At 38.0% G+C, this 25,043-nt stretch carries 30 protein-coding genes and 1 pseudogene; 19 read left to right on the forward strand and 12 right to left on the reverse strand.

Annotation, left to right across the window (positions count from 1 at the left end):
• The first annotated feature begins 1 nt into the window (after window position 1).
• The 6 genes from SPK86_RS14895 (at window position 2) to SPK86_RS14920 (ending at window position 4,027) form a co-directional block, all read left to right on the forward strand.
• Complete coding sequence (locus tag SPK86_RS14895; protein WP_284141417.1) at window positions 2-388, forward strand: GntR family transcriptional regulator; 387 nt, start codon at window positions 2-4, stop codon at window positions 386-388.
• A complete protein-coding gene (locus SPK86_RS14900; RefSeq protein ID WP_330949733.1) occupies window positions 385-1,287 on the forward strand; it encodes an ABC transporter ATP-binding protein in 903 nt (300 codons plus the stop codon). Before SPK86_RS14895 ends, SPK86_RS14900 begins: the two co-directional genes overlap by 4 nt.
• Window positions 1,265-2,011 carry a hypothetical protein gene (locus SPK86_RS14905; protein WP_330949734.1) on the forward strand — a complete coding sequence of 249 codons (747 nt, stop codon included), beginning with the start codon at window positions 1,265-1,267 and terminating at the stop codon, window positions 2,009-2,011. The genes SPK86_RS14900 and SPK86_RS14905 overlap by 23 nt, the downstream gene beginning before the upstream one ends.
• Window positions 2,011-2,712, forward strand: coding sequence for a hypothetical protein (locus tag SPK86_RS14910; RefSeq protein WP_330949735.1), 702 nt, complete (start codon window positions 2,011-2,013; stop codon window positions 2,710-2,712). The genes SPK86_RS14905 and SPK86_RS14910 overlap by 1 nt, the downstream gene beginning before the upstream one ends.
• Before the next feature lie 78 nt (window positions 2,713-2,790).
• Window positions 2,791-3,297, forward strand: a complete 507-nt coding sequence (locus tag SPK86_RS14915; RefSeq protein WP_330949736.1) for a GNAT family N-acetyltransferase — start codon at window positions 2,791-2,793, stop codon at window positions 3,295-3,297.
• Between the two features lie 325 nt (window positions 3,298-3,622).
• Window positions 3,623-4,027: a DUF4064 domain-containing protein gene (locus tag SPK86_RS14920; RefSeq protein ID WP_284141422.1), complete on the forward strand. Its 405-nt coding sequence runs from the start codon at window positions 3,623-3,625 to the stop codon at window positions 4,025-4,027.
• 68 nt (window positions 4,028-4,095) lie between these two features.
• On the opposite strand, the gene SPK86_RS14925 is transcribed toward SPK86_RS14920, so the two are convergent.
• A complete protein-coding gene (locus SPK86_RS14925) occupies window positions 4,096-4,989 on the reverse strand; it encodes a DMT family transporter (RefSeq protein WP_330949737.1) in 894 nt (297 codons plus the stop codon).
• A gap of 257 nt (window positions 4,990-5,246) precedes the next feature.
• Between SPK86_RS14925 and SPK86_RS14930 the strand changes: the two genes are divergently transcribed.
• A complete protein-coding gene (locus SPK86_RS14930; RefSeq protein WP_284141424.1) occupies window positions 5,247-6,299 on the forward strand; it encodes a DUF3900 domain-containing protein in 1,053 nt (350 codons plus the stop codon).
• Between the two features lie 306 nt (window positions 6,300-6,605).
• Here the strand turns inward: SPK86_RS14930 and SPK86_RS14935 are convergent, their stop codons facing one another.
• On the reverse strand, window positions 6,606-7,766 hold the full coding sequence (locus SPK86_RS14935; protein ID WP_330949738.1) for an AI-2E family transporter: 1,161 nt from the start codon (window positions 7,764-7,766) through the stop codon (window positions 6,606-6,608).
• A gap of 163 nt (window positions 7,767-7,929) precedes the next feature.
• On the opposite strand from SPK86_RS14935, the gene SPK86_RS14940 reads away from it, so the two are divergent.
• The 4 genes from SPK86_RS14940 (at window position 7,930) to SPK86_RS14955 (ending at window position 11,146) form a co-directional block, all read left to right on the forward strand.
• On the forward strand, window positions 7,930-8,046 hold the full coding sequence (locus tag SPK86_RS14940; protein ID WP_284141426.1) for an RAxF-45 family protein: 117 nt from the start codon (window positions 7,930-7,932) through the stop codon (window positions 8,044-8,046).
• Window positions 8,047-8,201: 155 nt separating this feature from the next.
• The gene (gene abc-f, locus SPK86_RS14945; protein ID WP_284141427.1) at window positions 8,202-10,070 is read left to right on the forward strand and encodes a ribosomal protection-like ABC-F family protein; all 1,869 of its coding nucleotides are present in this window, start codon (window positions 8,202-8,204) and stop codon (window positions 10,068-10,070) included.
• Between the two features lie 145 nt (window positions 10,071-10,215).
• Window positions 10,216-10,755, forward strand: a complete 540-nt coding sequence (locus SPK86_RS14950; RefSeq protein WP_330949739.1) for a DUF1572 family protein — start codon at window positions 10,216-10,218, stop codon at window positions 10,753-10,755.
• Window positions 10,756-10,897: 142 nt separating this feature from the next.
• Complete coding sequence (locus SPK86_RS14955) at window positions 10,898-11,146, forward strand: hypothetical protein (protein WP_330949740.1); 249 nt, start codon at window positions 10,898-10,900, stop codon at window positions 11,144-11,146.
• 140 nt (window positions 11,147-11,286) lie between these two features.
• Here the strand turns inward: SPK86_RS14955 and SPK86_RS14960 are convergent, their stop codons facing one another.
• On the reverse strand, window positions 11,287-11,553 hold the full coding sequence (locus SPK86_RS14960; protein ID WP_330949741.1) for a hypothetical protein: 267 nt from the start codon (window positions 11,551-11,553) through the stop codon (window positions 11,287-11,289).
• A gap of 88 nt (window positions 11,554-11,641) precedes the next feature.
• Here SPK86_RS14960 and SPK86_RS14965 point away from each other — a divergent pair, with 88 nt between their 5' ends.
• Together SPK86_RS14965 and SPK86_RS14970 are read left to right on the forward strand one after the other, a co-directional pair.
• Window positions 11,642-12,313 (forward strand): hypothetical protein, encoded by a 672-nt coding sequence (locus SPK86_RS14965; protein ID WP_330949742.1) that lies wholly within the window; start codon window positions 11,642-11,644, stop codon window positions 12,311-12,313.
• A gap of 500 nt (window positions 12,314-12,813) precedes the next feature.
• Window positions 12,814-13,077, forward strand: coding sequence for a hypothetical protein (locus SPK86_RS14970; protein WP_330949743.1), 264 nt, complete (start codon window positions 12,814-12,816; stop codon window positions 13,075-13,077).
• 287 nt (window positions 13,078-13,364) lie between these two features.
• Here SPK86_RS14970 and SPK86_RS14975 read toward each other — a convergent pair whose 3' ends face one another.
• Window positions 13,365-14,531, reverse strand: coding sequence for an MFS transporter (locus tag SPK86_RS14975; RefSeq protein WP_330949744.1), 1,167 nt, complete (start codon window positions 14,529-14,531; stop codon window positions 13,365-13,367).
• Window positions 14,532-14,796: 265 nt separating this feature from the next.
• On the opposite strand from SPK86_RS14975, the gene SPK86_RS14980 reads away from it, so the two are divergent.
• Complete coding sequence (locus tag SPK86_RS14980; RefSeq protein WP_330949745.1) at window positions 14,797-15,774, forward strand: hypothetical protein; 978 nt, start codon at window positions 14,797-14,799, stop codon at window positions 15,772-15,774.
• Window positions 15,775-15,878: 104 nt separating this feature from the next.
• Window positions 15,879-16,697 (forward strand): phytoene/squalene synthase family protein, encoded by an 819-nt coding sequence (locus SPK86_RS14985; RefSeq protein WP_284141431.1) that lies wholly within the window; start codon window positions 15,879-15,881, stop codon window positions 16,695-16,697.
• 155 nt (window positions 16,698-16,852) lie between these two features.
• Here the strand turns inward: SPK86_RS14985 and SPK86_RS14990 are convergent, their stop codons facing one another.
• The gene (locus tag SPK86_RS14990) at window positions 16,853-17,338 is read right to left on the reverse strand and encodes a hypothetical protein (RefSeq protein ID WP_443089798.1); all 486 of its coding nucleotides are present in this window, start codon (window positions 17,336-17,338) and stop codon (window positions 16,853-16,855) included.
• Between the two features lie 175 nt (window positions 17,339-17,513).
• On the opposite strand from SPK86_RS14990, the gene SPK86_RS14995 reads away from it, so the two are divergent.
• The 4 genes from SPK86_RS14995 to SPK86_RS15010 all read left to right on the forward strand — a co-directional run bounded on the left by SPK86_RS14995 (window position 17,514) and on the right by SPK86_RS15010 (window position 21,154).
• Complete coding sequence (locus tag SPK86_RS14995) at window positions 17,514-18,254, forward strand: MerR family transcriptional regulator (RefSeq protein WP_330949746.1); 741 nt, start codon at window positions 17,514-17,516, stop codon at window positions 18,252-18,254.
• Between the two features lie 209 nt (window positions 18,255-18,463).
• The gene (locus tag SPK86_RS15000; protein ID WP_330949747.1) at window positions 18,464-19,492 is read left to right on the forward strand and encodes a LytTR family transcriptional regulator DNA-binding domain-containing protein; all 1,029 of its coding nucleotides are present in this window, start codon (window positions 18,464-18,466) and stop codon (window positions 19,490-19,492) included.
• Between the two features lie 106 nt (window positions 19,493-19,598).
• Entirely contained in the window at window positions 19,599-20,447 is an 849-nt protein-coding gene (locus SPK86_RS15005) for an ABC transporter ATP-binding protein (RefSeq protein ID WP_330949748.1), read from the forward strand.
• A complete protein-coding gene (locus tag SPK86_RS15010; protein WP_330949749.1) occupies window positions 20,444-21,154 on the forward strand; it encodes an ABC transporter permease in 711 nt (236 codons plus the stop codon). Before SPK86_RS15005 ends, SPK86_RS15010 begins: the two co-directional genes overlap by 4 nt.
• Window positions 21,155-21,317: 163 nt before the next feature.
• Here the strand turns inward: SPK86_RS15010 and comJ are convergent, their stop codons facing one another.
• The 7 genes and pseudogenes from comJ to SPK86_RS15045 all read right to left on the reverse strand — a co-directional run.
• A complete protein-coding gene (comJ, locus tag SPK86_RS15015; protein WP_330949750.1) occupies window positions 21,318-21,785 on the reverse strand; it encodes a competence protein ComJ in 468 nt (155 codons plus the stop codon).
• Window positions 21,786-21,801: 16 nt separating this feature from the next.
• Window positions 21,802-22,503: a NucA/NucB deoxyribonuclease domain-containing protein gene (locus tag SPK86_RS15020; RefSeq protein ID WP_330949751.1), complete on the reverse strand. Its 702-nt coding sequence runs from the start codon at window positions 22,501-22,503 to the stop codon at window positions 21,802-21,804.
• 178 nt (window positions 22,504-22,681) lie between these two features.
• Complete coding sequence (locus SPK86_RS15025) at window positions 22,682-23,047, reverse strand: hypothetical protein (RefSeq protein WP_284140760.1); 366 nt, start codon at window positions 23,045-23,047, stop codon at window positions 22,682-22,684.
• A gap of 18 nt (window positions 23,048-23,065) precedes the next feature.
• On the reverse strand, window positions 23,066-23,617 hold the full coding sequence (locus SPK86_RS15030) for a hypothetical protein (RefSeq protein ID WP_330949752.1): 552 nt from the start codon (window positions 23,615-23,617) through the stop codon (window positions 23,066-23,068).
• 175 nt (window positions 23,618-23,792) lie between these two features.
• A pseudogene (locus SPK86_RS15035) lies at window positions 23,793-23,867 on the reverse strand (recombinase family protein); the annotation flags it as partial.
• 237 nt (window positions 23,868-24,104) lie between these two features.
• A complete protein-coding gene (locus SPK86_RS15040) occupies window positions 24,105-24,521 on the reverse strand; it encodes a hypothetical protein (RefSeq protein ID WP_330949753.1) in 417 nt (138 codons plus the stop codon).
• A 4-nt stretch (window positions 24,522-24,525) separates the two neighbouring features.
• Window positions 24,526-25,043 (reverse strand): hypothetical protein (locus SPK86_RS15045; RefSeq protein WP_330949754.1); only part of this gene is annotated, 518 nt, incomplete at its 5' end.

Here is a 25,043-nt window from a genome sequence, read left to right on the forward strand (position 1 = left end):
ATTGAACCTGGATATAAATAGTACAAAGCCAATCTATATACAAATAGCGGAATGGATTGAGAATGAAATATTAGTTGGTCATTTTAAGACGGAGGAAAAGGTTTTTTCTCAATATAAGCTAGCAGAAGTGTTCAATATTAATCCAGCAACCGCTGCCAAAGGGCTTAATCTCCTGTCAGATGAGGGGATTTTATATACAAAGCGAGGATTAGGGAAGTTTGTAACAGCGGATGCAAAGCACATTATCCAACAAAAGCGTAAAAACGGCACATTAAAGGGGCTTATTTTAGATAGTGTGCGCGAGGCGAAACGACTGAAGGTTAGTGAGCAGGAGCTAATGGAAATGATCACCAAGGCGCATAAGGAAATAGAGGGGGATGAAGCATGAATATTGTACAATGTAACGCGGTATCAAAATCCTATGGAAACGTAGCTGCCTTGGATGAGGTTACTTTTTCCATTAAACAAGATACAATCACTGGTATCATTGGACGAAATGGCGCAGGAAAAACAACCTTATTAAAATTAATCGCGGGATATTGGAAGCATTCAAAAGGGGACATTCACGTGTTTTCGGAAAATCCGTTTAATAGCTTAACGGTTTCCGCCAATATGATTTATATCGACGATCAAATGACATTTCCAGATGCAATGCCACTTCATAGTATACTGACCGAAGCGGCACGATTTTATCCAAATTGGGATGCCAAGCTTGCGAAGCGGTTATTTGATTATTTTTCCTTTCATCCAAATCAGTTTCATGATCATTTATCAAAGGGAAAAAAGAGCACTTTTAACACGATCATTGGTCTTGCTTCTCGGTGCGCACTTACTATTTTTGATGAGCCTACAACTGGAATGGATGAAGCGGTAAGAAATGATTTTTACCGTGCCTTGCTTCGCGACTATATTGTAGCACCAAGAACAATTCTTATTTCGAGTCATCATTTAAATGAAATCGAGCATTTACTTGAAGATGTCTTACTAATAGATCGTGGTAGGGTTAAGTTGCACTTATCCATCGATGCACTCCAACAATATGCGATTGGTGTAACTGGAAATCAAGCAGTTCTTTCACAATGGGCAAATGATCAGGAAATCTTGTTTTCCAAGGACGATGGGGAAAACAGCCTTTTTTTAGTAGTAAGAAACAATGTATCAAAGGAAAAAATGGATCAGTTATTAAGGCTAGGAATAAAGCCGACGTCAATTTCACCAGCTGAACTCTGCCTGTATATGACACAACTGAAAAAAGGAGGAATTGATGATGTCTTTCGCGACGCCTAAACTAATCGATATCGTGAAAAAGCAATTTTTATTTAAATGGAAAGGGTATCGTACTTTTTTTACAAACCTCGTTATATTGCAAGCGATAGCTATTATATTTTCTCTCGGTGGTATTGGTTCATCTTCACATGGAAGAGAAGGTGTTAATGTAAGTGAATCGATTTACTCTGCAGACTTTGTGCTCGCCTTTACCATGCTTTGGGCATTTATTGTCGCAATCCTATTGACGTCAAAAGCATATCGTGAAGCTGATTTTGTTTTTATTACGAATCGTTTTACTGCACAGCTAGCAAATGTCGCATTTTTATTTACCATAAGTGTTATTGGAGCGATTACAGCAATTTTATCAAGAAATTTGTTATGGATGATCACGTATTTTAGTTCGGATAATATTACATTCGTAAAAGAAGCAGCGCTGCATCCTTCAGAATATGTAATGGGCGGTATAGCAACCATCCTGTATGTTTTTCTCTTTAGTGCTGTCGGATATTTGCTCGGCTCTATTGTACAGATGAATAAAATGTTTGCCTTTATTTTGCCAGTCGTATTCATTGCTTTACTTATCCTTTTCGGGATGCAAGAGCAGTATCTATTATTATGGCTCCATGAATTCTATTATCAAGAAGACTCGTTTATATGGTGGTTCGTAAAGACTGGATTTACGGCTACTGCCTTCTTTATTGCTTCCTTTTACCTTTTGAACAGACAGGAGGTTAGCAAATAATGCATATTATCTTTGGATTTATGCCGATAATTATTGTGGTAGCTCTCGTTATTATAGCTGTATTTATTGGACTTAAGGTTGGTAGATCGAAAAAAACGCGTGGAAATAAATCGTTATACATACTAGTTGGCTACGGCTTACTGCTCGTATTGTCGACGATACTATATTTTTTGGTGCCAGTAACTGCGGAAGATCCTACACAGAAAATAGATGTAACGCAGATTCCAAATCTTTCTATGGAGGCATATGAAGGGAAGCTAGCAAATGTAGACGAGAAGTACATTACCCAGAAATGGACATTTCCATTTGAAGGAAATCAATTAAATATCGAAGAATACTGGGGAAATGGGGACGTAATTGATGTATATTACGGAACAAGAAAGAATACGAATGAGATTGAAGTGCTACTCTATGAAACCCCACTTATTATTGGTGAAAGCTTTGATGCAAGCAAGAGTCTAATCGCCCCCAAAGTATCGTTGGAGGATGACAGTTTATTGATTCAGCATCCGGATGCTGGAAATATTCAACTATCTCAATTTAAAAATGAATTTCCATTTAGGCAATTTCTGAAGGGATCGAAGGGCGACTTATTTTATAGTGCCGATTTGGATTGGGATTCGGATTATTATGGCGATCGAGTTATTTATATCCTTGTTCCAGCTCGTGTCCAGCTAGAATCGAATGTGGATGAACAGTAGCCCCTAACGTGAAAGAATCCTTGCAAAAAATCGGCATTCAGCTATAATTTAGATCATTCAAACGAAGGGGGAATGGGGATGCGACTAGTAAGGCCTGCAATAGAGAGGCAAATGGAGCATGAGGCGTACGTGGAAGAGTGGGAAACCGATCGGATGACACCGAGTAGCTTTCATTTAGGTGGCTATAAAAGCTATGAAGCTTATTTAACATCCCTTCATAAGCGCGAGCGTGGTGAAGGAAAATGGCTACCAAGTACGAATTATATGCTAGTAGATGATCAAGATGTCGTTGTCGCGCTTGTAGACATTCGCCATGCGCTTAATCGGCATTTGTTAAACGTTGGCGGCCATATTGGCTATAGTACACGTCCATCAAAGCGTGGAAAAGGCTATGCAACAATCGTACTTGCAGAAGCGCTCAAGAAATGTAAAGCCCTTCAAATCGATCGCGTGCTCGTTACCTGTAATCTATCGAATACGGCTTCCGCTAGAGTAATTGAAAAAAATGGCGGAGTAGAAGCGGAACATTATGTGGAGAGCGATGGAAACGTGGTTAGGCGATTTTGGATTGATAATGGAGAATAGAATTTTTGGGAAGCTGAAGGCTTGGTTCGCACCTATTGCGATACCAAGCCTTTTTTTACAAAATCCAGCCATTATGTGTTGGGTCTTGCCGAGAAATCGCGGTAAAAAATGAAATGAAACCTTATTCATTATTTTTCGTACAAACGGGTATACATAAAATGACACGCAGATTCATTTTGCCTCGATTGAATGGAGGAAGGCTTTCAAAAAGAACTTGAGCTTTTGATTACTAATATTGTAATTGTAAATATTAGTAATGCGACTTTCGATTACTGAACAATAGGTGTAAATGAGCCTGAACATATGATAAAAGGAGGAAGTGCACATGAAACGAACAGGAGAAATGGTGTTAGGTGTAATTGGTGTTGGGATGGATGCATTATTTATGTTGCTTGGGATAGTTGTACTCATTATTATGAACAGTGGTGTTGGTTTGTTAGAGCAGGGGATAAATGAATTGGGATATGGAGGATTTAATCAATTTCTTTATTTATTTATTAATTTAATATGGATTCCCATTGTTAGCTGTGTTATTAGTTTTGTGTTAGGCATAATTGGTCTTTTAAATTTATCCAAAAAACCAAATGTGGCAGGTGCATTTTTTATTGCTGCAACGGTTGTAAGTAGCTGGCTTATTTTTACCGGTATTGCTTTCCAATCGTTGTTATATTTGATTGCCGGAATTATGTGCTTTGTTCGCAAGCCAGATAGACCTTCCGTTTCTTTATAACCGAATAGTCCGATACAAACATAAACGGAATGGAATATGTGAATAGCACAATTCCATTCCGCAAAAAATTACTCCAAACGTGTTTTTCTTCTTCTTCTACCTAAGGTATTCACAATTAGTACACTTGCAATGGCAATGGTTCCACCTATTAATGACAGCGTATTTGGCCACTCGTTTAACCAAAACCAAGCAATAATAATTGTTAATGCGGGCTCTAAATACATCATTGGCGTAATTTTGCTCGCATCTCCTAAGGAAAGTGCAATTGCCCATGTTGCATAAGCTATCCCTGCCGGAAAGACACCGACGAAGATAGCGGCTATATGCGCTTCTGCTGTCGCAATCATCATATTTGAAAGTAAACCAGGTAAAAAAATCAGCATTGGCAATGTGCCTGCCCATGTAAAGTAAGCGGTCAACTCTATCGGATCGTAGCGTTTAAATAACGGCTTTTGAAATACGAAAAAAATAGATGTTGCTATCGTTGCAATCAGTACATAAATCGTCCCTTTCGATATTGTGAATGCGGGACCTGCAGAACCAAGTGTAATGAGTACGATGCCACTAAATCCAATCACTAACCCGATCCAGCTGCTTGCTGCCATGCGTTCTTTTAATACAATTACTGCAATAATTGTTGTGAAAATAGGAGCTGCACCAACAATCATGGCAGCAGTCCCTGCAGTAATGGTTTGCACGCCAAAGGTAATGCCTACGTGGTATACCGTAATACCAACGAATCCAAGGAGAAATATTCGCACGGCATCTCGTATATTTGGAAGCTTAAAATGGACATGAGGCATAAGGCTATACAATCCGAAAATAGAAGAAGCAATCAAGAAGCGGACAAGCACAAGATGCTCTGGTGTGTATCCCCCTTGTAAGCTTGCTCGCACGCCTGGAAAAGCAGCCGACCAGATAACAATGGTGATAAACGCCAATACTAATGCTTTTCTATTCATTTTGCTCGCCTCCTAATCAATCGCATAATAAGAAAAAGGTATCATACTCGGTGATGTACTGGCAATCCCTATCTTCAACAATTTCTGACACTCCTAATTATGCTTCGCCTGAAAAAATCGCTAGACTTGCCTCAAAGATAGTCTATCAATTTGGATAAAATACGATATAATGAATAATTCAGGTATATGAATGAATTTTTCGAGCGTGAACCTACCAAATATTAATGCAGAGAACAGCATGAGGGAGCTTTGTTATTATGGAATTTGAGATTAACTATTTATCATTCTATGTTATCGAATTAAAGGATCAGGACGATAAACGGTATAAGCATTTTCAAACATTAGATCATTCTTTATATGAGGAAAGCCCTTTAAAAGACTTTTTAGATGGAGAATTAACAAAAATCGCCAAACGAAGAGTGGAACGACATGCGAAATCTGTCGATGCTCCAACAAAAATTGGCCGGTTTATTGTGGAGCCAGGACATGAATTAACATCAAACCCCAATTATAATCAATTCCATCGTGTGCGTTTTGCTGCCTCGACAGATGATTTTCGTATCGCAGCAGATGAGATTGCTCAAATGTATATTGAAACAAGCGCAATACGAGAAGGTGCATTAATCATTGTTTCTGCGAAGCTGACGAAGTTTTTTGATGATCCGTTTATTTTTATTTTGAAATGTGATTTTGAGCAGAAAGTAGCGCGGATCACCGATGAAGCCACTTTGATACATAATGTAGAAATGGCTATTACAACAAAAAACATGAAGTCGATTCAGTATCCATATATGCCTGAAGAGGGCATGATGGATAGTGCAGAATTAAAGGTATATCAGGCATCCCATGCACGATACTTTGAGGATTTTTTGAAATTTGTTGCCTATGAGAAGGCGATGCCGGAGATTGTCCGCAGCCAAGTGGTTGACCTTGTTCACGCACATATCGAAGAAGCATACCCTGAGGATAGTGAAGAAAAAACAAAGTTTGAAGAAGCCATTGCGGAATGGGCCATTACACCAAAACGAGAGCTGCAGGAGCGGTTTACGACAGAGGAAGTGATAGAGGCAACCTCGCATATCGTTGAATCAGCACCAGAAGTAGAACTGAAGATGAAACTTGATCATCACTCGGTACGTTCTATGCTTTCTGATTTTGGTGATACGGTTCATTTAGCAAAAGCGAATGATCGCTATGTTTTGTTAATTGAAGCGGAAGCAATCCATTTTGAAAAAGGCTTCTCACCAATTGAATTCCATAAGCCAGAACAGTTAGAAACAGTTGTGAAGCAGTTGCTGGATAAAGAATAAATTATAAAAGAGGCTGGGACAAATCCAGAACAGGTTACTTTAAAGACGAATAATAAGATTTGAAGGTAATCTAAGTGCAGTCAAAATACAGAGACTCCTGCGGGAACAGCACGAGCTGAAGATCCACTTGGTAAAGGGCTTTTCTTTACCAAGTTAGCTGAGGCCGTGCCCGCGGAAAGCGGAGTATTTTGACGAAGCGATGAGAAATGCTGTTTTTGAATACAAATAATCCGAACTTATTCGAGTGAATAGTTCGGATTTTACTATGCAGAAAATACTTTTATCCCTTCCCTTTTAGGTGTGATCTTATTTATCTTTTGTTTCATATGCTCCATATGTTTCGCCAAAGAAACGGTTATATCGTAACTTAAATTTGCCAAATACGTAAACGACGATTACTTTAAGAATGGCATAGCCTGGTATTCCAAGAATAACACCGACAATACCAAATAAATTTCCAGCGACAAGTAGTACAACAATGATTGTTAGAGGATGAATTTGCATTGTTCTTCCCATGATATTAGGAGAAATAAAATGTCCCTCTAAAAACTGCACCGCTGCCCAAACAATCGCTAGCTTTAAGAGCATAAATGGTGAATTAACGATGGCGATAATAATTGCAGGAGAAATAGCGATAATCGGACCAAGATAAGGAACGACACTTGTAATTGCTGCAACAACTGCCAACGTAATCGCATATGGCATGCCAATAATTAAATAGCCAATGAATAATAGGATACCAATACAGGAAGCGACTATGATTTGCCCTTGAATATAGGAACCTACTTGCACATCCATATTTTTCAGGATTTGTTGAAAATCATTGCGATACTTCGGTGGAAGCAATCGTAATGAATATTTTTTAAATTTGGCACCATCCTTCAATAAAAAGAAAAGGATAAATGGAAAGGTGAAAATTGCCACCATCACATGGGTCAAGGTGCTAGCAACATTGCGTATTCCTTCTACCGCTCCACCAAGGTATTCGCTTATTTTTCCAGGTAGTTCACTAAGATTTGAGGTTACCCAGCGGTAGCCCTCATCATAATATGGTCCAAGGAAGGAATGATCAACCCAAGATTTTATCCCATTGCTCATTTGCTGTAAGTACCGTGGGAAATTCGTTGCTAATTCTTTGATTTGCGCTTCAATAGCAGGTGCTGTTAATAAAACAACACCAGTCAGCAATCCACTAATTCCAAGAATAATAATGATAATCCCCCAGAGCCGTTTAATACGGAGTCGTTCCAGAAAGCTAACGATGGGATTCATTAAATAATAGGCAATAAAAGCCAGAATAACAGGTGCTGCCACTGTTGAAATTATGACAATGATTGGATGAAAGATAAAAGATATTTGGTTGTAAATATAGATAGCAATCCCGATTAGGATGAGTACGACAAGCCCAAAAACCAAATCACTGCCACCTAAAAACTTCATAAAGCGGCTTTCTGTATTTAATTTCATAGATATCTCCTTTATATAGAAAATAGAATGGTTTTAGATTTTTTATGTATCTATAGTATAGATGAAAGTAGGGATGGCTGTCATTATTTAGCTATAAAAAGGTTGCGTAAAGTTATCAGAAATATTAAACTAGTAATAACGATAAAAAGGAGGTAGGTGTAGCATGTTATATCAAGCTGTTTTTGCACGCGGATATTGGACAGAGTTCTTATATTTTAGCCGTGCAAAATTTGCTGTTTCTGTTATTAACGGGATACGTATGCCCTTTTTTAACAAGTGAATAGCAAATAAAAACAGTGAAAACACTCTACCTACTTATAATATGAACGGTTAAAGAGGGCGTTTTAGACGTTCTTTTTTTATTTAAAGGATTCGTAGCCATGGGAAGTGCTGTATTTCTCATGGCTTTTTATTATGTTAATAGGAGGAACTGCAATGATATTATGTAGTTGTAATCAATTAGAAAAAACATATGGTGGGAACACCATTTTTAAAGAAATAAGTTTTGAAATTAAGGAAGGTGACCGAATTGGATTAGTTGGAAGGAATGGTAGCGGAAAAACAACGCTATTTCGATTGCTTTCTGGTGAAGATACCCCCGATTCAGGACAAATTCATTGGCGTAAGGGTATAAAAGTTGGTTATCTCGCGCAAATTCCAGAGGCTGCTCCTGATCAAACAGCACGTGATGTACTCTTAACAGCGTTTTCAGAGTTGCTCCTGATGAAGCAGGAGATGGAGAGCTTAGCAGCGAATATGAACCAAAATCATAGTGAAAAGGAAATGGAACGCTTGTTGCAGGCATACGGTCAATTACAAGATAGCTTTACGATAAAAGGTGGCTATGAAATCGAAGCAAAGCTGCAAATGGTTGTTCAAGGATTAAGTATTACCGCTTTAATGGAAAAGCGATTTACTTCTTTAAGCGGTGGAGAAAAAACAAAAATAGGCTTAGCCCTTATTCTTTTGCAAGCGCCAGATTTATTAATCTTAGATGAACCAACAAATCATTTAGATTTACAGGCAATTGAATGGTTATCAAGCTATTTAAACAATTATTCAGCAACATGTATGCTCGTTTCCCATGATCGGTATTTTTTAGACGATGTCGCAGAAAAAATTTACGATCTAGAGGATGGGGAACTAACGATATATACAACGAATTTTTCAGGATATGTAAAAGAAAAGGAGGAACGTTTATTACGAGAGTTTCAAGCTTATCAAGAGCAGCAGAAGAAGATAAAGAAAATGAAGGAAGCGATAAAACGGTTACGAGATTGGGCTAATCGAGCCAATCCCCCGAATGAAGGACTACACAAACGAGCGCGAAACATGGAGCGTGCTTTGGAACGGATGGAAAAACTGAATCGTCCTGTTATCGAGCGAAGGAAAATGCAATTCGAAATGGAAGTCACAGATCGCAGCGGTAAGGACGTGATTTTACTAGAGGATGTAACGAAGCGTTTTGGAAACCAATTACTTTATGCACATTGCACCATTCATGTGACATACCGGCAGCGAGTAGCGATTATTGGTGAAAACGGCACAGGGAAATCCACCCTCGTTCACATGATGTTACAGCAGGAGGTTCCGGATGAAGGAAAAGTGCGGCTTGGAAGCAATGTGAAAATCGGTTATTTAGCACAGCATGTGTTTACTGGGGAAACAGAGCAAACGGTGTTACAGGCGTTTCGTGAAAAAGCGAACGTTTCAGAAGGAGAAGCACGATCGATCTTAGCACGTTTTTTATTTTACGGACCAATGGTTTTTCAACTTGTTTCACAGCTTAGTGGTGGAGAGCGGATGCGTTTACGGCTTGCGCAGCTCATGCAGGAAGATACCAATTTGTTAGTGCTGGATGAACCAACAAACCATTTAGATATTGAGTCACGAGAAATATTAGAGGATGTACTTGATACGTATGAAGGCACGATTATCGCAATCTCCCATGATCGCTATTTCTTAGATAAGTTATTTGATCATATTTATTGGATCGCTAATAAGAAAGTTCGAAAATTTTCTGGTAACTATAGCTATGCGAAAAAGAAAATGGCTGAAATAGAAAGAAATAATGAACAGCCTCAGCTAAAAGAGCAAGCAAAGAAAAAAGCGCGGAATGATTGGAAAACTCCTGTTAACGAAGCACATAAACTCGAACAAGAGATAAACAGCATTGAAGCCCAGTTGGAAAAGCTGGAAGCGGCAATGGAAAATGAACAGCGCGTCGAACTGTTGCAGCAAATGCATTTGGAGAAAACAGAGCTCGAGCAAAAATGGGAGAAGCTTGTAGGACGTTTCGACTGAAAATCAGTTCTTTTAAAGCGAGCTTTCACACCGGGTTTGTTATAATTATTGAATAAGTCAAAATTTAATGGGATTTAGGTTAAGGACTGCAGAGCAATGGGGTATAGCGAAAAAGTATTAACAAAATTCGAGAAGAGGTGGGAGAATGCAATTAGGCACTTTTTATTTGCAAATTATCAATGAGCGGTTTTCGAGCTTAAAAGACCTTGGAGAAAAAACCTTACAGCAGCTCGAAGAAAATGAATTACATTGGGTATATCATAGCTCATCAAACAGCATTGCTGTCATCGTAAAGCATTTGAGCGGGAATATGCTTTCACGGTGGACGGATTTCTTAACAACGGATGGGGAAAAACCATTTCGAAAGCGGGAACAGGAATTTGAAGCAGCGGGACTTTCTGTTGGCGAACTGATGCAGATTTGGAATGAAGGCTGGGATACGTTATTCTATGCGTTAGGACAATTAGAGGAAAAGGACCTTCTCAAAAAGATAACGATTCGAGGGGAACAGCAAACGGTCTTGGAGGCAATTGAAAGACAGCTTGCGCACTACGCCTATCATGTTGGGCAAATGGTGCTAATCGGCAAGCAATTAAAAGGAGATAATTGGGAAAGTCTTAGTATTCCAAAAGGAAAAAGCGAAGAATATTTAGAGCAAATGTTAAAAAAACATCAGCAATCGTGAAACAAAGGAAGAATGGAAAATAGCTTATAACCTGAAAGAATTTAGGTTAAGAAAAAATGGTGAAATAAATAAACATGGCTTAATTTTCTCTAATAAAAAGCTAGTCTAATTACTAGAGATCACCGAGGAAGAACAGCAATACATGACCACCATAATTGGCGAAGAAGAAAAGAAACGCCGGGAACGTATTCGTTCAATCAATAACAGGCGAAAAAATGGACAAATAGAGCGTAAAGTGTACATAGAGGAACAACAAATTAAGACAACGGACAGGCTAATACAAGTTGAAACCTTATTGAATAAGGGATATAAACAGAAGCAAATAGTTGAGGAACTAGGCTTATATAAAGGGCGTGGGAGTCAACTTGTTAAACAAATAAAAGAAGTTTAATGGTTCGTACGTTTATATTGGGTTGTGTGAAGTTTTTAGGCAATTAGGAAATATACAGAAGTATGGTTTGTGTTTTATATTATTTAATATTAATGTATCTGGGTTAAAAGATGAGTGAAGTAAGGAGCTTTTCCTTACTTCTATTTTTTCTTTTTAATAAGTTGATACACTTTTTTAGAAATTTTAATAATCCATAAAGTGATAAAATAGAAAAATACACCATTAAACAAGAGACTTAATAGTTTTAAACTTGCAAGATCTCCCTCCTTATACAGTACTAACCAATCAGCAGGAAACCCATAAACGTGTTCATCACCTTCTGTACGATGTCCAATATTAAAATAAAAAGAAAAGAATAAGATTAATAAAAAACTAGTGATTAAAATGCTAATTTTAACTTTTTTCAAATAGATTCCCCTTTTTGAGAAAATTTTACAATAGAGTGTTATTATATATATTATACTATATTTAAATTTAAAAAAGGAGCTAAGAAAAATGAAAAAGAAACTGTTTTTATCTTTACTTGTATCTTTGTTTATTATTGGATCTTTTAGCACTAATGTTTTTGCCTCAAACACTACATATGATGATTTGAAAAGGATTTCAGATGAAAGTGAAATCTTTGAATTGGTAAGTAAGGATGAATTACCAGAAGGAACAAGAATGGTTGAGTTTGATAGTGTTGAAGAATTTGAAAAAGCATTACAAGAGTTGGAAGAAGAGAAATTACAAAAAGCTATAGAAGTTTCGGAAAAAGATTCTATTATTTCAGATAGCTTAAACTCTAGTAGGTTTGCAAGTCTAGCAGCAACTAAAAATGGTTCTAAACGACTTGGTGTTATTCTTAAACCGAGTTTAAATCCGTTAAAGCCAGGTACGATTACTGCTAATATAACATACACTTACACGGGTAGTGGAAATAAAAAAAGGTTGTCTAGTATTAAAAAGGTAACTTCTCATTCAACTTTATCATTTCCAGTAGATTGGAAGCAACAGACTAAAACAACTAATATTTCTAGTACTAGAAAAAGTGTTCATGTAAAACTTCAAGGATACTTTTTAGTAGGTGTTTCTATTGGGGGACAAGGAGTAGGAGCAAGAATTAATGATACAATTAGTTTCAGATATACTATAAATAGTTCTAAACCAGCTGTGCCAGAATTATAAAAAATATACTATATACATATAAAAAGTTAGGCTTATATAGTCTGACATTTTATATGTAGCTTAAAAGGTATGAGGAATTGGTTATATGACGTACTAGTTGTTTTGGGTGTATTTGTATTGCTTTTGGTATTGTTAGCAATGTAGAAGGTTTTAACTGTCATAACACAAAAAAACAATTTACTTTTGAAATGAGAGGTCTTATGCTACTATCAACAACTGGTATAGCCAACTTTTAAAACTTACTTAAAACACTTTGAAGCCTTATTCCATGGGGAGTAGGGCTGTTTTTATATCTAAAATTTATTAGGAGGTCATGCAAAATGGAAAAGAAGGAAGTTAAAAAAGGAATTATTGAATTAAAACAGGAAGAATTAGCGAGGATCCAAGAGCAAATAGATGAAAATGTTCTCCAATATAAAGCACTTTGGGAGTAAAGAAGTTTCTATTTAGAAGCCGGTGAAGTTATGAAGGCTTAAGAATTAGAGGGAAAATATTATCATTTGCGCGTTGTTGTCGGAAAGCAGTTAGACAGGAAACGCATTGAAATTGTTACAGAAATTGATGAATTACAAGGTGAAGTATTTAGGTTGAATAAAGAAGTGGTCACAGATACCAAGATTTTAGACCGACAAAAACAGGAATTAGAAGCTTTGAAAAATGAGTACCAACAAAAATTGGAAGATAAACAGCAGTCTATTTTAGATACTCAATCTATCTTGAAAGAAGTTAAAGAACGTATTTTAGAGCTTGAGGGGGGCGAGTAATGGACACAAAGGAAGCTAAAAAAGAATACCATCGTAAATGGCGTGAGAAGAACAGAGAACACCGTAATACCTACCAGCGCCAATACTATAAGAACAATAAAGACAAGTTTAGGAAGTACCAGGGTTCGCCTTCCCCGGGCACGTGCTGTTTCCGAGGGAGTCCCACCCATTTCAACTGCTCTATACATCCGTTTAATTAAATTTAAAGGATTGTCGTCCATAGTTCGTTCGGATTTTTTGGATAAAAAGATGTTATTTCTCATCTTCTTTTGATTTGAATATAAAGCCTAAAGCTGCTCTTGCTTTTTTGGTAGCGGCTTTTTTTCGTGCATGGATAATAGTGCTGTTCCTAATGCTAACACAACTAATAATCCACCAACGGTAGCATTATGCGTCACAGAGGTATGCTCAATGACAACACCACCAACAACAGAACCAAACGCAATTCCTAAATGAAGCGCGGAGTTATTTAAGCTTTGCTGAATGTCAGACGTTTCTGGTGATGATTCAATGAGATAGCTTTGCATTGCTGGAGACACTGCCCAGCTCATCATTCCCCAAACAATCATCACAACAAGAAAGACTGGCATCGCAAATGTCGTATACGGAATCGCAAATATAGCACAGCCAAAGATTACCGTAACAACGAGAATCGTCCGTTTTGTACCAAAGATATCTGCTAGGGTTCCACCAAAGCCTCCCCCACTAACAGCGGCAACACCGAAGACGAGATAGGCCACGCTAATGGCAGTGCCTTCCATGCCCATTGTAGTTTTTAAAAAAGGAGTTAAGTAAGCATATAACACGGTATGTCCCGCTAAAAAAAGAAATGTCGTTGATTGTGCAAATAATATTTTTCTGCTTTTTAAGGTCGCAAGTTGTTTGCCGATTGGAATGGAAGGCTTTGGTTCCACTCGTTCCATAAAAAAGAATACACCAACAATAGATAAGACGGTTAATAAACTAATCATCACAAAGGGTGCACGCCAGCCAAAAGCATTTCCGAGCATTAGTCCAAGTGGTACACCGAGTACTAAAGAACCACTGACCCCCATCGATACAAGGCCAATTGCTCTGCCCCGATACTTAGGGTCCACGATCGTAGGCGCCATAACTAAGCATAAAATAATGAGAAGTGCTCCACTCATCGCTGAAATAATTCTCCCTAGGAACACAATCATATACGTAGAACTAAACAAGGTAACGATATTGCCTAGCAAAAATACAAAAAGAGATACAATAGTTAGTCGTTTTCTTTCTACTCCGGCGGTAGCAATGAGTAATACCGGTCCAGCAATGGCAAAAATTAATGAAAATATCGTAATTAATAGACCGGCTTTCCCGAGACTGATTTGCAAGTCGTCCGCAATTAAGTCAAGAATCCCGCCAATAATTAATTCGACCATACCAACAATAAAAGAAACAATCATTAAAAAGTAGACACGTTTATCCATACAGGCATTTCCTTCTTTCGCTGTTTATCATTATGTTTTGTCCACCTGTAAAACAATAGAAAGAGCCTTCTTCGCCAGGAACGAAGAGAGGCTCTTGTCTCCGAGGCAATAGGTGGCAATATTTACCCACCCTCACCCTAATCATATGTATATCCTACCCTGTTTAAAGGAAAATTACAAGAGGAACTCGTTTCCGTTTTTTTATAGGATAACGAGCAGTTGGTTGCGATAGGATTTTTAACGTGTTTATAAAGGAGATCGTTAAATGAAGCAGTGCTGTAAAACGATTGTTTCCACAATTTTAATTGGATGTTGGGTGGCAATGGTCTTAATTGACTCATTGCCGATACTTGGTATAGCGGCAATAAGTGCCAAGACGAATGATCCCCATACAAAGCAAGTTACAACGGTTCCGATTGACCAAGGGGCATTAGATGTATGGTTTGAAGGAGAAGTGCGTGTTACTTCTAAAGCTGTTCATGTGAAAGGAATGACGAACTTACTTCCAGGTTCTAAGATTCAGCTTGTTGTTAAAGGAGAAAATGCTATACTCATTCAAACAGATACACAAGCGATTGTGAATGAAAATGGCGATTTTGTATTTCATCGTAATCTACCAAAAGGTGTGAACGGAATTCTTCATGTAGAAATAGAATTTGATCCACGTTTCCAATCACGATCGATTGCGCAGCATTACGAGGAGAAAATGACTGGAAACTTCGTCCGTTTATTTAGTGAATTACATGAAATGTATAGCGTAGCTACTTTTCAGCATACGGTCTTTTTAGAGGATGAAGAAGTAACATTTCCGATAAAAGAACCAGCATGGGATGTTCCAGAGGACTATGCCATGCCAGAAGTTTGGATTGAGGTTGATTTAAAGGAGCTTGGGACGTATTTAGTTATTCAAATGAAAAGTAATATGATTGAAGGAACGTTTTTAAGAGCGAATGCCGCAATTCCAGGTTATATAACAGCTGGATTTCAAGGAACCGCATATACAAATCCAGATGGCACAGCTGTCTTTTATATGGAAAACCCACGAAAAGATCGCCGCATTAAGAATTTGCAAACGTATGACATTGTTCTATCGATGGATCCAGAGGAAGGAAAAAATGGGCAGCATGTTCGCGAACAATATGGTGAAGGTGGAGAAAAGCTATTAGGAGAGTTTGTGAAAAAAGAGCCTGACGGGAGTAAGGGAATTGAACGGAAAATAAAAGTGCAAGTCGATGAATTGTAGTCGGTTTGCCTTCGGGCGTTCCTGTGTTATGCATAGGAAAAGAAATAACGCATCGTTTTTGTTATACTAGTGATAACGCATGTTCCTTAAAGGAGGCACTTTCAGTGAGTGAAGAAGTATTATTGGAAAAAGAAGCAATGCATGTATTAAAGCTTACAAGCAGAACCTTTTATATACCAATAAAATTATTAAAACAACCATTGCGAAAAACAGTAGCATCGGCGTATTTATGCATGCGTGCGATTGATGAAATGGAAGATCATCCTGAGATGGATAAAGCAACAAAGCAGCATCTATTACGAGAAACGAGCCGCTTGTTATCTGGTCCTTTTGATAAAGAAGCATACCAAGCGCTAATAGAGCCACATGCGTCATTATTGCCAGAAGTAACGCTCCGTCTAGGAGATTGGATTGATTTTTGCCCACAAGAAATTGTACATAAAGTAACCGAATCGACTCGCATTATGGCAACAGGTATGGCAGATTGGGTGGAACGTGAGTGGCAGGTTAAGACGAAGGAAGATCTAGACGATTATACGTATTATGTTGCGGGTCTTGTCGGTGTCATGCTTTCAGATATTTGGAGATGGTACGATGGAACCGAAACAAATCGAGAACTGGCTATTGCCTACGGAAGAGGACTCCAAGCAGTAAATGTGTTACGAAATAAAGATGAAGATGCAGAACGAGGTGTTCGTTTCTTTCCTGACAATTGGACGCGCGCAGATATGTTTATGTATGCAGAGGACAACCTTGCTAAAGCGGATGAATATATGAAGGATATACAGACGCGGAATATCCAGTTGTTTTGCAGTATTCCGTTAGCACTTGCGAAGAAAACCCTGAAGGCATTAAAGCGCGGAGAAGAAAAAATGTCACGCCAGGAAGTCGAAGAAACCGTGGAAGAGATATTAAATAAGTGATGACAATATAGGAATACAGCATTTCTTTCTATGGGGGAAATCAGCTGTGTTCGTAAAAAAGAAGGCACGAGCAGTACAATCTATAAAAGATAGCGGTCAGGCAGATTATCATTCGATGATCTGCCTGACCTTTTTATTAGCTAAGATGTGAAAAACTAAAAGCATTGGAAGGATTGAATGCGGTCTAAGTCAATTCCAAAGTAAACCCATCTGTTTCGTTGCCACCTATAGCCTGCAATTGAGTTTCTACCGATGAAGACTGGATAAAACCAGAACGAACTTCTTCTCAGCCATATATAGGTATAACGATATAAGCAACGGCGAATCGCTCCAGGATCTACAGCAAAGGTTTGCATAGAGGGCTGCTGGGGCTCAAAGGCTGGTGGTGGACTTGTAGGTGGTCCCCCATCCATACCTCCAGGTTGCCCGGGAAAACCTCCACCTCCTGGAAATGGGGGATTTACTCCTCCAGGCTGTCCAGGGAAGCCCGGTCCACCAGGAAAAGGTGGGTAAGCAGGAGGTTGTTGTCCTGGAAAGCCTGCTCCACCTGGCCACATGCCTGGAAACATTTGATTCATCATACCAGTAAAGTTAAATTGTCTATCATCATAATCGATGTATGAAGGGTCATCATAATACATCGTTCATTGCCTCCTTTTTGATAATGCCTTACTTTACTATATGGTGAATTCGTCTAGAAAGGGATTGATTTTATCAAGAATGGGCGGACGAATGTCTATTTTTAAAAAAATACGAAGAAGAATTGACTATCACGTTACGTGATGCTTTATAGTGTAGTGGAAAGGAGGTTCTCCCATGAAGGTGAAAGAGGTTGCAGAATTAACGGGAATAAGTGTGCGTACACTACACCACTATGATGACATTGGATTATTATCTCCCCAAAAGATGGCAGAATCAGGCTATCGTATATATAAAACAAAAGATTTAGAAAATCTACAGCAAATATTATTCTTTAGGGAGCTTGATTTTCCGTTAAGGCAAATCAAAGAAATTATGATGAGTCCGCTATATGATCATGAAGAAGCACTTCGTGTGCAACGCAAAATGCTTATTGAAAAGCGAAAACGGATTGATCAAATGATTACCACGATCAATCAAACGATTCAATGTGAGGAAGGAGAAATAGAGATGACAGATAAAGAACGGTTTGCAGGAATTGATTTCCGACATAATCCTTATGAGGAAGAAGCACGACAACGGTGGGGAGACACGGCAGTCGAACAGTCTAAGAAAAAGATAGCAAGTATGGGAGAGGAGGAGCAGCAAGAAATGGCACAAGCCTTCGATGCGATTTATAAAAAGCTAGCAACAGTTCGCGATGAGCCCGCTGATTCAGAAAAGGCACAAGCATATATTGAAGAATGGTTTCTCTATTTGAATCAACTTGGTTCATATTCCCTCGAAGCATTTAAAGGACTTGGTCAAATGTATGTTGATGATCCACGTTTCACAAAAAATATCGATAAATATGGAGACGGGTTAGCAGAATTTATGAAAAACGCGATGGCAGTATATGCGGAACGAAACCAAAGATAGGAATGTAAGACGCTGTGATAAAACACAGCGTCTTTTTAATCTCAATATGCTTGCGTGCTGACAAACTAGTTAAGCAGCTTTGTTCTCTGCATTTTTAGACGGTGCTTTTTGAACGTTTTCCTTTAAAGAAAAAAACAGGTTGGTATTTCTGAGAAACAGATGTAAAATTTGTTGTATATATAAAAAAGAAGCTGTAAAAGGAGAACGTCATGGCATTATTACATATACGCAATTTGGAAAAGCACCATGGGGATGTGGTGTTATTTCCAGCTTTTGATTTTACAATAGAACAAGGTGAAGTTAAGGCGATTTTCTCGAGCTTGAATGTTCGCACGGTACTTTTAGATGTTTTAATGGGTACAGAAAGTAGTCCGAACGGAAAGATTACGATTAACGATAAGGCATATGTGGATGGAAAAGCAGCTTATTTATCACAGGTCGGCTTTCTTCAGTTGAATGCAGGGATATATACACGATTAAAGGTAGATGATCAACTTAAGTTCATTCATCGGTTATATGGAAAGGATAGACAACTGCAGGAGGTTTTACAAGATGTTCAATTAGCTGAAAAACGTCATCAGGTGATTGGAAAGCTAAGTGAGTCTGAGCAAAGACGTGTACATTACGGGTCTATCCTTTTGCAAAACCCTGCACTTTATGTTTTTGAAGAGCCTGATTTGAACGTAGACGTGGAGACGAAGCGCGTGTTTATTCATCTAATAGAAAAGCTGAAAAAAGAAGGAAAAGGCGTTCTTATACTAACGAGCAATATGGAAAGCGCGATTACGGTAACAGATCATGTTTATCGATTAGATGAAAAAGGGCTGCACATGGTAAAAACCGAATCAAGCAATGCGAAATCTTTAGAGGAAGAAGTAGCAAGTGAAGAGAAAACGTTTCAATTTCATAAGATTCCTACAAAAATTAATGATAAGATGGTGCTGTTCGATCCGCCTGAAATTGATTATATTGAAAGTGTAGAAGGTCAAGTAAATTTATATATCAATGGAGATGCTTTTCCAACTAGCTTTACATTAACAGAGCTTGAAGAACGGCTCATGTATTTTGGGTTTTACCGATGTCATCGCTCTTACATCGTAAATCTGCAAAAGGTAAGAGAGGTTATTACATGGACGAGGAATAGCTATAGCTTAATTTTAGATGATAAACCTAAATCATCTATTCCGCTTTCTAAGACGAAAATGACACATTTAAAGGATATGCTCGGAGTGAAATAAGCACCATTCAACCTCTGAAATACGCTTTTCAGAGAAAATATACTGTATTCATGCGCGTTTTTCCTTATTGTATAGTTGTACAGGAAAATAACAGAGGAGGAAAAGCGTGCATAACATTATTGACGTAAAATCATTAGCAAAAATGTTTGGAAATCAAACAGCTTTAGAAAATGTTCATTTTCAAGTAAAGAAAGGGGAAACATTTGGACTTCTTGGTCCTAGTGGGTCAGGTAAAACGACAACAATTAAAATTTTAACTGGTCAGCTTGCCCCAACAGCGGGAGAAGCATATGTATTTGAAAAAGCAACATCCCATTTAAAAAAAGGGAAATACAGACAGAAAATGGGCGTTCTGACCGATAATAGTGGGCTATATGCTCGATTATCCATCTACGATAATTTAAAGCTATATGCTGATTTATATAATGTAGCAGCAAAGCGCATTGATGAAGTGCTAGATATGGTGAATTTGCGACAGGAGCAGAAAAAAATCGTATCAAAGCTTTCAAAGGGGATGCTGCAGCGTGTAACTTTAGCACGAGCATTACTGCATGAGCCAGAGCTTTTGTTTTTAGATGAGCCTACGTCAGCACTCGATCCAGTGAATTCAAAGCATATCCATGAAGGGCTTCGAAGACTAAATGAACAAGGCACAACCATTTTTTTAACGACACATGACATGTTAGAGGCGGAGCAACTTTGCGATCGGGTTGCATTGTTGCATAAAGGGATGATTCGTTTACTTGATGAACCGAAGGCCCTTCGTCGCCAATTTTCAGATGGTTCGTTAGTTCTTGAACTAAAGGATGGGCGAGTAGTAAAGCTACCTGGTGGAGCTGACGGGGCAAAGGAAGTATATCAATATATGTCCACAAATAATGTCATCTCGATTCATTCGAATGAACCAACATTAGGGGATATTTTTGTTGAAGTAACGGGGAGGGAATTAATATGATGCCTTCGATGAAGCGCTTGATGGCTATATTTCAAAAAGACATAAAGGACTTATCAAAAAACATGTTTGTTTCTACTTCCGTTCTTATGCCGGTTATTTTTGCTGCTGTTTACGGGGGGATGGAAGTTGTAACACTTGAGATACACTTTCTTTCAATAAATATCGCATTTGTCATGGTTGCAGCATATATTCAATGTGCATTAATAGCAGAGGAAAAGGAAAAAAATACACTCCGCGGCTTGATGCTGTCACCAGCGACTATTCCTGAAATCCTAGCAGGAAAAAGTTTAGTGTCCTTTATTTTGACGATTATAACGATTGTTTTAAGTGCAATACTAACAGGCTATGAGCCAGCAAATTTCGTATTAATAGCGATCGCCATTATTATTTCTACGCTTTTTTATCTTGGACTAGGAACTTTATTAGGTCTACTTACCAAATCAGTTGTAGAAGCGTCAGTTGTGATCCTGCCCTTTTTCTTTATTTTTGGATTTAGTATCTTTATTGAGTTTTTAATTGAGAAGTATCCTATTTTTGCTATCGCAGAATACATGCCCAATATTCAATTAATGGAGTTTGCAGCGAAGGTACAAGAGGGCTTAGGGTTTATGGATGTATGGTTCCATCTAATGATTATGGTTGCTTGGACCGTTGGTATAGCAATACTTGCGGTAATTACCTTTAAGAAACGTGAGATGGATTATTAGGGTAAGAATGAATTGAATATCGTATATGTGGATAGAAGGTTGGAAAGTAATTTATATAGGATAATAGAAAGAATTTGCTTCTTATTCTGCTTAAGAAGCAGTTTATTAAGCACTTCATAAACTAAAATGGACGGCTAACACAGAATTAGCCGTCCATAAATTTTTATATAGCTGGATTTGCTTTCATTAATAAATTTTCAGTTGAATTTAATTCATCGTCTGCTTTCAAAACTCTTGCAGTAGTATTTTCACTCTTTATAAATGAAAATGTATAGTGCTCTGTATTATTTACATTTTTAGCTGTAAACAAGACTTCATAAGTACCTTCAGGTATATCAATTGAAACTGTTTCCATTACAGAACCTATCTCTACGCCACCCTTTTCAACTTTGAACGGAACAACAATCGCTCTTATTATATCATCATCAGATTCTATTTTTTTAGTCATCTTCACAGTAATCATACAATCACCATCACTAGAGAGTGTTCCAAAGGAAACTGAACCCTCTCTCCACGAAAATCCTTGATTTACATGAATTTCATTCCAATCATTAAAAGGGTTATCAAGTCCATACTGAAATAATGCAATCTGTGAATAAAGTATTTCAGTTTCAAAAGAAAACTCACTCATTTATATAATCCCTCCATTATTTAAGTCTTACTCTTGTTCCATCTGGATAATTTCTTAACTTATTCCCTAAATAAGCACCTGCACCTCTGTTATCAGATGGACTAACAGGTCTCACACTTGCCCCCATACCGCCCTCTTTAAACATTGCTGGTGGGTATTCATCTAAATCCTTTCCTGGAACTTTATCTAGACCGCTTAAGCTATCTTTTCTTCGTAACTTTGCACCTGAACGGTCAATGGTTAATGTGTTTGGATGACCTGCTTTTTGTGCGTCTCGAATATGCTTACTTGTTTCAGGATATCTATTACTAGGTATAGTTACTTCAACATTAACTTTACCCGTACCCTTAGTACCCTTACTCACATTACTTGCAGCACCACTGCCTCGCGTAGCTTTACCCGCACTATTGGCACTGAAGCCTAACTTTCCTAGCTTAGCTACTTTGAGCACTTTTCCGATTGGCACAGGTACGAGACTAACTGCCGCAATGGTTCGATCTAGGAAGCTGGCGTCTTTGCTGAATAGGGTATTTACATCATCGAACACAAGGAATTTCGCCGATTTCATGCCGATTTTCCCTGCTACTTTTGCTCCTACGACAAGTCCTGCGCCTACTTGCTGTAACCCCGTGGCTGCTTTTTTAGTCGCTTTTTTCGCCCATGATCCTAGTTTACCAAATATTGACGGACTTTTTGGCTCTGGTGTATGCTGCTCCATCTGCTTACATTTTATTATTACAGCTATATTCGACCATTTACTAAATCAAGCTACCACAGTCCTGATGAATTAAGGACTGTGATTACAATGGTTACCCTTATTCTCGGCACTAGGTCATCCATTGTAAATTCAAAAAGGGTGTCCCAAAAGTAAGTCTTTTGGTGACACCTCTAAATATTTAACCTCTTATTTGTTTATTAAATATATCGTGAAGATAGACTTCTTTTGGGTTGTTTAATAAAATACTATTTTCATCTTTCTTATAGAATAGTTCTAGTTTCCCCTTATTTGTGTCACTTTCAATAGTTCTTACACCATCGAGTACTGCAAATAATCCGAAAATGGAAGTATCCACTGCTCTTTTAACAACTTCAATTAATTTCTCTCTGTCAGTATCATCCAGTTGATTAAACCAACTGGATAATTCTATATCTTCACTACTTGGTTTTCTTCCTGGAGGGTCAATTAAATCTTCTACACTGTCTGTTATACTTTCTTCTCTAACAACTTCTATAATATTCTTAACGAAATCTTCGTTATTCATTTAAAACTATTCTCCTTTCTATTTTACAAATGAACCTGGATACATAGATTTATTAAGATTCATTAACTCTTTTAAGGTACTATTTGGAGCATTCGTATGCCTTCTTAAATCCCAAATATCTTTTGCTAATAAATCTCTCGCACTACCATTATAATCTCCTTTTAGGGTAGGTATCCTCTTATGTTCTCTAAAAGGAACTGCAATAGATGGAGCATATTGAGGGTTGTATCCATCTATAACTTGACTGGCAGGATGTTTCTGTCCTACATGATGAATGTCTAGCTTGTCTCCTACAGCTGACCTTTTTTGTAAGTCATCAAACACCCCTACCTCATATTTCTGTACTTTACCCGTACCCCTACTCACATTACTTGCAGCACCACTTCCTCGTGTAGCTTTACCTGCACTATTGGCGCTGAAGCCTAACTTTCCTAGCTTAGCTACTTTGAGCACTTTTCCGATTGGCACAGGTACGAGACTAACTGCCGCAATGGTTCGATCTAGGAAGCTGGCGTCTTTGCTGAATAGGGTATTTACATCATCGAACACAAGGAATTTCGCCGATTTCATGCCGATTTTCCCTGCTACTTTTGCTCCTACGACAAGTCCTGCGCCTACTTGCTGTAACCCCGTGGCTGCTTTTTTAGTCGCTTTTTTCGCCCATGATCCTAGTTTACCAAATATTGACGGACTTTTCGGCTCTGGTGTATGCTGTTCTATCTGCTTGTATTTTATTATTACAGCTATCCGGATATTTCAAGCTATATCCATCTTTGGCTTGCCCTTGCGTTGAGACTCGTATATACCCGACAACGTTCAATTCCTCACCGCATTCATCTTCTTGTGTACAATTTTATTCGTTATTAATCACTACGATCTTTGTTATTCTTGTGTGTGAATTTTAATCGAGTAGTAACTGTGGTCGTTATATTTAAATGTCACTACAACTATTTTCATACGTCTGCTTACCAAATTTCTATTGATTTAATTCTCTTTATTTAAACAAAAAACCTTGAAAGGCATAGCGCCAATCAAGGTTTATGCTTTTCATTATAAATTAATTATAATAATTCTTTTCAAAGACTATTACTCCTTCTACAGGTTCTGGTGGTTCACTTTCTGCAAATGGGGCATAAACTCCAAAGCCAAACTTTAATGAAGTAAAACCAGTCTCATCAATCTGTAGCTTCTCATCAAATTGCGAAACGAAATCCTTTACTTTAGAAAATGAATTTCCAATTAAGTATTCTCCATTGAAAATAACTAAAGCTGGTGCAAATAATTCTATAGCCTCACAAACTCCTGGCTTTTTATAGAAAACATGACACCAATCAAAACTGTCTGTTTCATATTCATCATCATCAAACTTCCAAAATTTTTCAGCCTTTGAATTCAATGCAGTCTGCACTTCATCCGGGGTCATCCCTAGACGAATCTTTCCAACACCGACATAAGGCTTAATGTTAAACTCCATTCTATTAATCCCCCAATAAATCATTAGTATAGTTTTGCATTTGTTCAATTCCATTATCATATTTGTTACCGAATTGAGACCTTAAATCATCAACATCCAATTGTTGAGCTTCTCTAAACTTACCTTGTTCAATTAGCGCTTTTTGTTTCGCTCTGTATTCTTTCGATTTTTTTGAACTGCCCCAACTTTTTGTTTTCATGTGATCCTTTGTTTCCATTCTTACTCCTGGCCCATTACCCTTACTATATGGACTAACTGAGTCTGCTGGCATATGATGAACTTGTCCACCATTTGCCGGTACATTTTTATATGCACCACCAAGTTGTTCACCATTAACCGTACCCTTAGTACCCCTACTCACATTACTTGCAGCACCACTTCCTCGTGTAGCTTTACCTGCACTATTGGCGCTGAAGCCTAACTTTCCTAGCTTAGCTACTTTGAGCACTTTTCCGATTGGCACAGGTACGAGACTAACTGCCGCAATGGTTCGATCTAGGAAGCTGGCGTCTTTGCTGAATA

Source organism: Virgibacillus sp. MG-45 (assembly GCF_036409425.1).
Taxonomy (GTDB): domain Bacteria; phylum Bacillota; class Bacilli; order Bacillales; family Amphibacillaceae; genus LDC-1.

Excerpts from the sequence above, each read along its gene's own strand:
- SPK86_RS14900 (WP_330949733.1), top strand. The coding sequence starts at position 385 with ATGAATATTGTACAATGTAACGCGGTATCAAAATCCTATGGAAACGTA.
- SPK86_RS14905 (WP_330949734.1), top strand. The coding sequence starts at position 1,265 with ATGATGTCTTTCGCGACGCCTAAACTAATCGATATCGTGAAAAAGCAA.
- SPK86_RS14910 (WP_330949735.1), top strand. The coding sequence starts at position 2,011 with ATGCATATTATCTTTGGATTTATGCCGATAATTATTGTGGTAGCTCTC.
- SPK86_RS14915 (WP_330949736.1), top strand. The coding sequence starts at position 2,791 with ATGCGACTAGTAAGGCCTGCAATAGAGAGGCAAATGGAGCATGAGGCG.
- SPK86_RS14920 (WP_284141422.1), top strand. The coding sequence starts at position 3,623 with ATGAAACGAACAGGAGAAATGGTGTTAGGTGTAATTGGTGTTGGGATG.
- SPK86_RS14925 (WP_330949737.1), bottom strand. The coding sequence starts at position 4,989 with ATGAATAGAAAAGCATTAGTATTGGCGTTTATCACCATTGTTATCTGG.
- SPK86_RS14930 (WP_284141424.1), top strand. The coding sequence starts at position 5,247 with ATGGAATTTGAGATTAACTATTTATCATTCTATGTTATCGAATTAAAG.
- SPK86_RS14935 (WP_330949738.1), bottom strand. The coding sequence starts at position 7,766 with ATGAAATTAAATACAGAAAGCCGCTTTATGAAGTTTTTAGGTGGCAGT.
- SPK86_RS14940 (WP_284141426.1), top strand. The coding sequence starts at position 7,930 with ATGTTATATCAAGCTGTTTTTGCACGCGGATATTGGACAGAGTTCTTA.
- abc-f (WP_284141427.1), top strand. The coding sequence starts at position 8,202 with ATGATATTATGTAGTTGTAATCAATTAGAAAAAACATATGGTGGGAAC.
- SPK86_RS14950 (WP_330949739.1), top strand. The coding sequence starts at position 10,216 with ATGCAATTAGGCACTTTTTATTTGCAAATTATCAATGAGCGGTTTTCG.
- SPK86_RS14955 (WP_330949740.1), top strand. The coding sequence starts at position 10,898 with ATGACCACCATAATTGGCGAAGAAGAAAAGAAACGCCGGGAACGTATT.
- SPK86_RS14965 (WP_330949742.1), top strand. The coding sequence starts at position 11,642 with ATGAAAAAGAAACTGTTTTTATCTTTACTTGTATCTTTGTTTATTATT.
- SPK86_RS14975 (WP_330949744.1), bottom strand. The coding sequence starts at position 14,531 with ATGGATAAACGTGTCTACTTTTTAATGATTGTTTCTTTTATTGTTGGT.
- SPK86_RS14980 (WP_330949745.1), top strand. The coding sequence starts at position 14,797 with ATGAAGCAGTGCTGTAAAACGATTGTTTCCACAATTTTAATTGGATGT.
- SPK86_RS14990 (WP_443089798.1), bottom strand. The coding sequence starts at position 17,338 with ATGTATTATGATGACCCTTCATACATCGATTATGATGATAGACAATTT.
- SPK86_RS14995 (WP_330949746.1), top strand. The coding sequence starts at position 17,514 with ATGAAGGTGAAAGAGGTTGCAGAATTAACGGGAATAAGTGTGCGTACA.
- SPK86_RS15000 (WP_330949747.1), top strand. The coding sequence starts at position 18,464 with ATGGCATTATTACATATACGCAATTTGGAAAAGCACCATGGGGATGTG.
- SPK86_RS15010 (WP_330949749.1), top strand. The coding sequence starts at position 20,444 with ATGATGCCTTCGATGAAGCGCTTGATGGCTATATTTCAAAAAGACATA.
- comJ (WP_330949750.1), bottom strand. The coding sequence starts at position 21,785 with ATGAGTGAGTTTTCTTTTGAAACTGAAATACTTTATTCACAGATTGCA.
- SPK86_RS15020 (WP_330949751.1), bottom strand. The coding sequence starts at position 22,503 with ATGGAGCAGCATACACCAGAGCCAAAAAGTCCGTCAATATTTGGTAAA.
- SPK86_RS15025 (WP_284140760.1), bottom strand. The coding sequence starts at position 23,047 with ATGAATAACGAAGATTTCGTTAAGAATATTATAGAAGTTGTTAGAGAA.
- SPK86_RS15030 (WP_330949752.1), bottom strand. The coding sequence starts at position 23,617 with ATGAAATCGGCGAAATTCCTTGTGTTCGATGATGTAAATACCCTATTC.
- SPK86_RS15040 (WP_330949753.1), bottom strand. The coding sequence starts at position 24,521 with ATGGAGTTTAACATTAAGCCTTATGTCGGTGTTGGAAAGATTCGTCTA.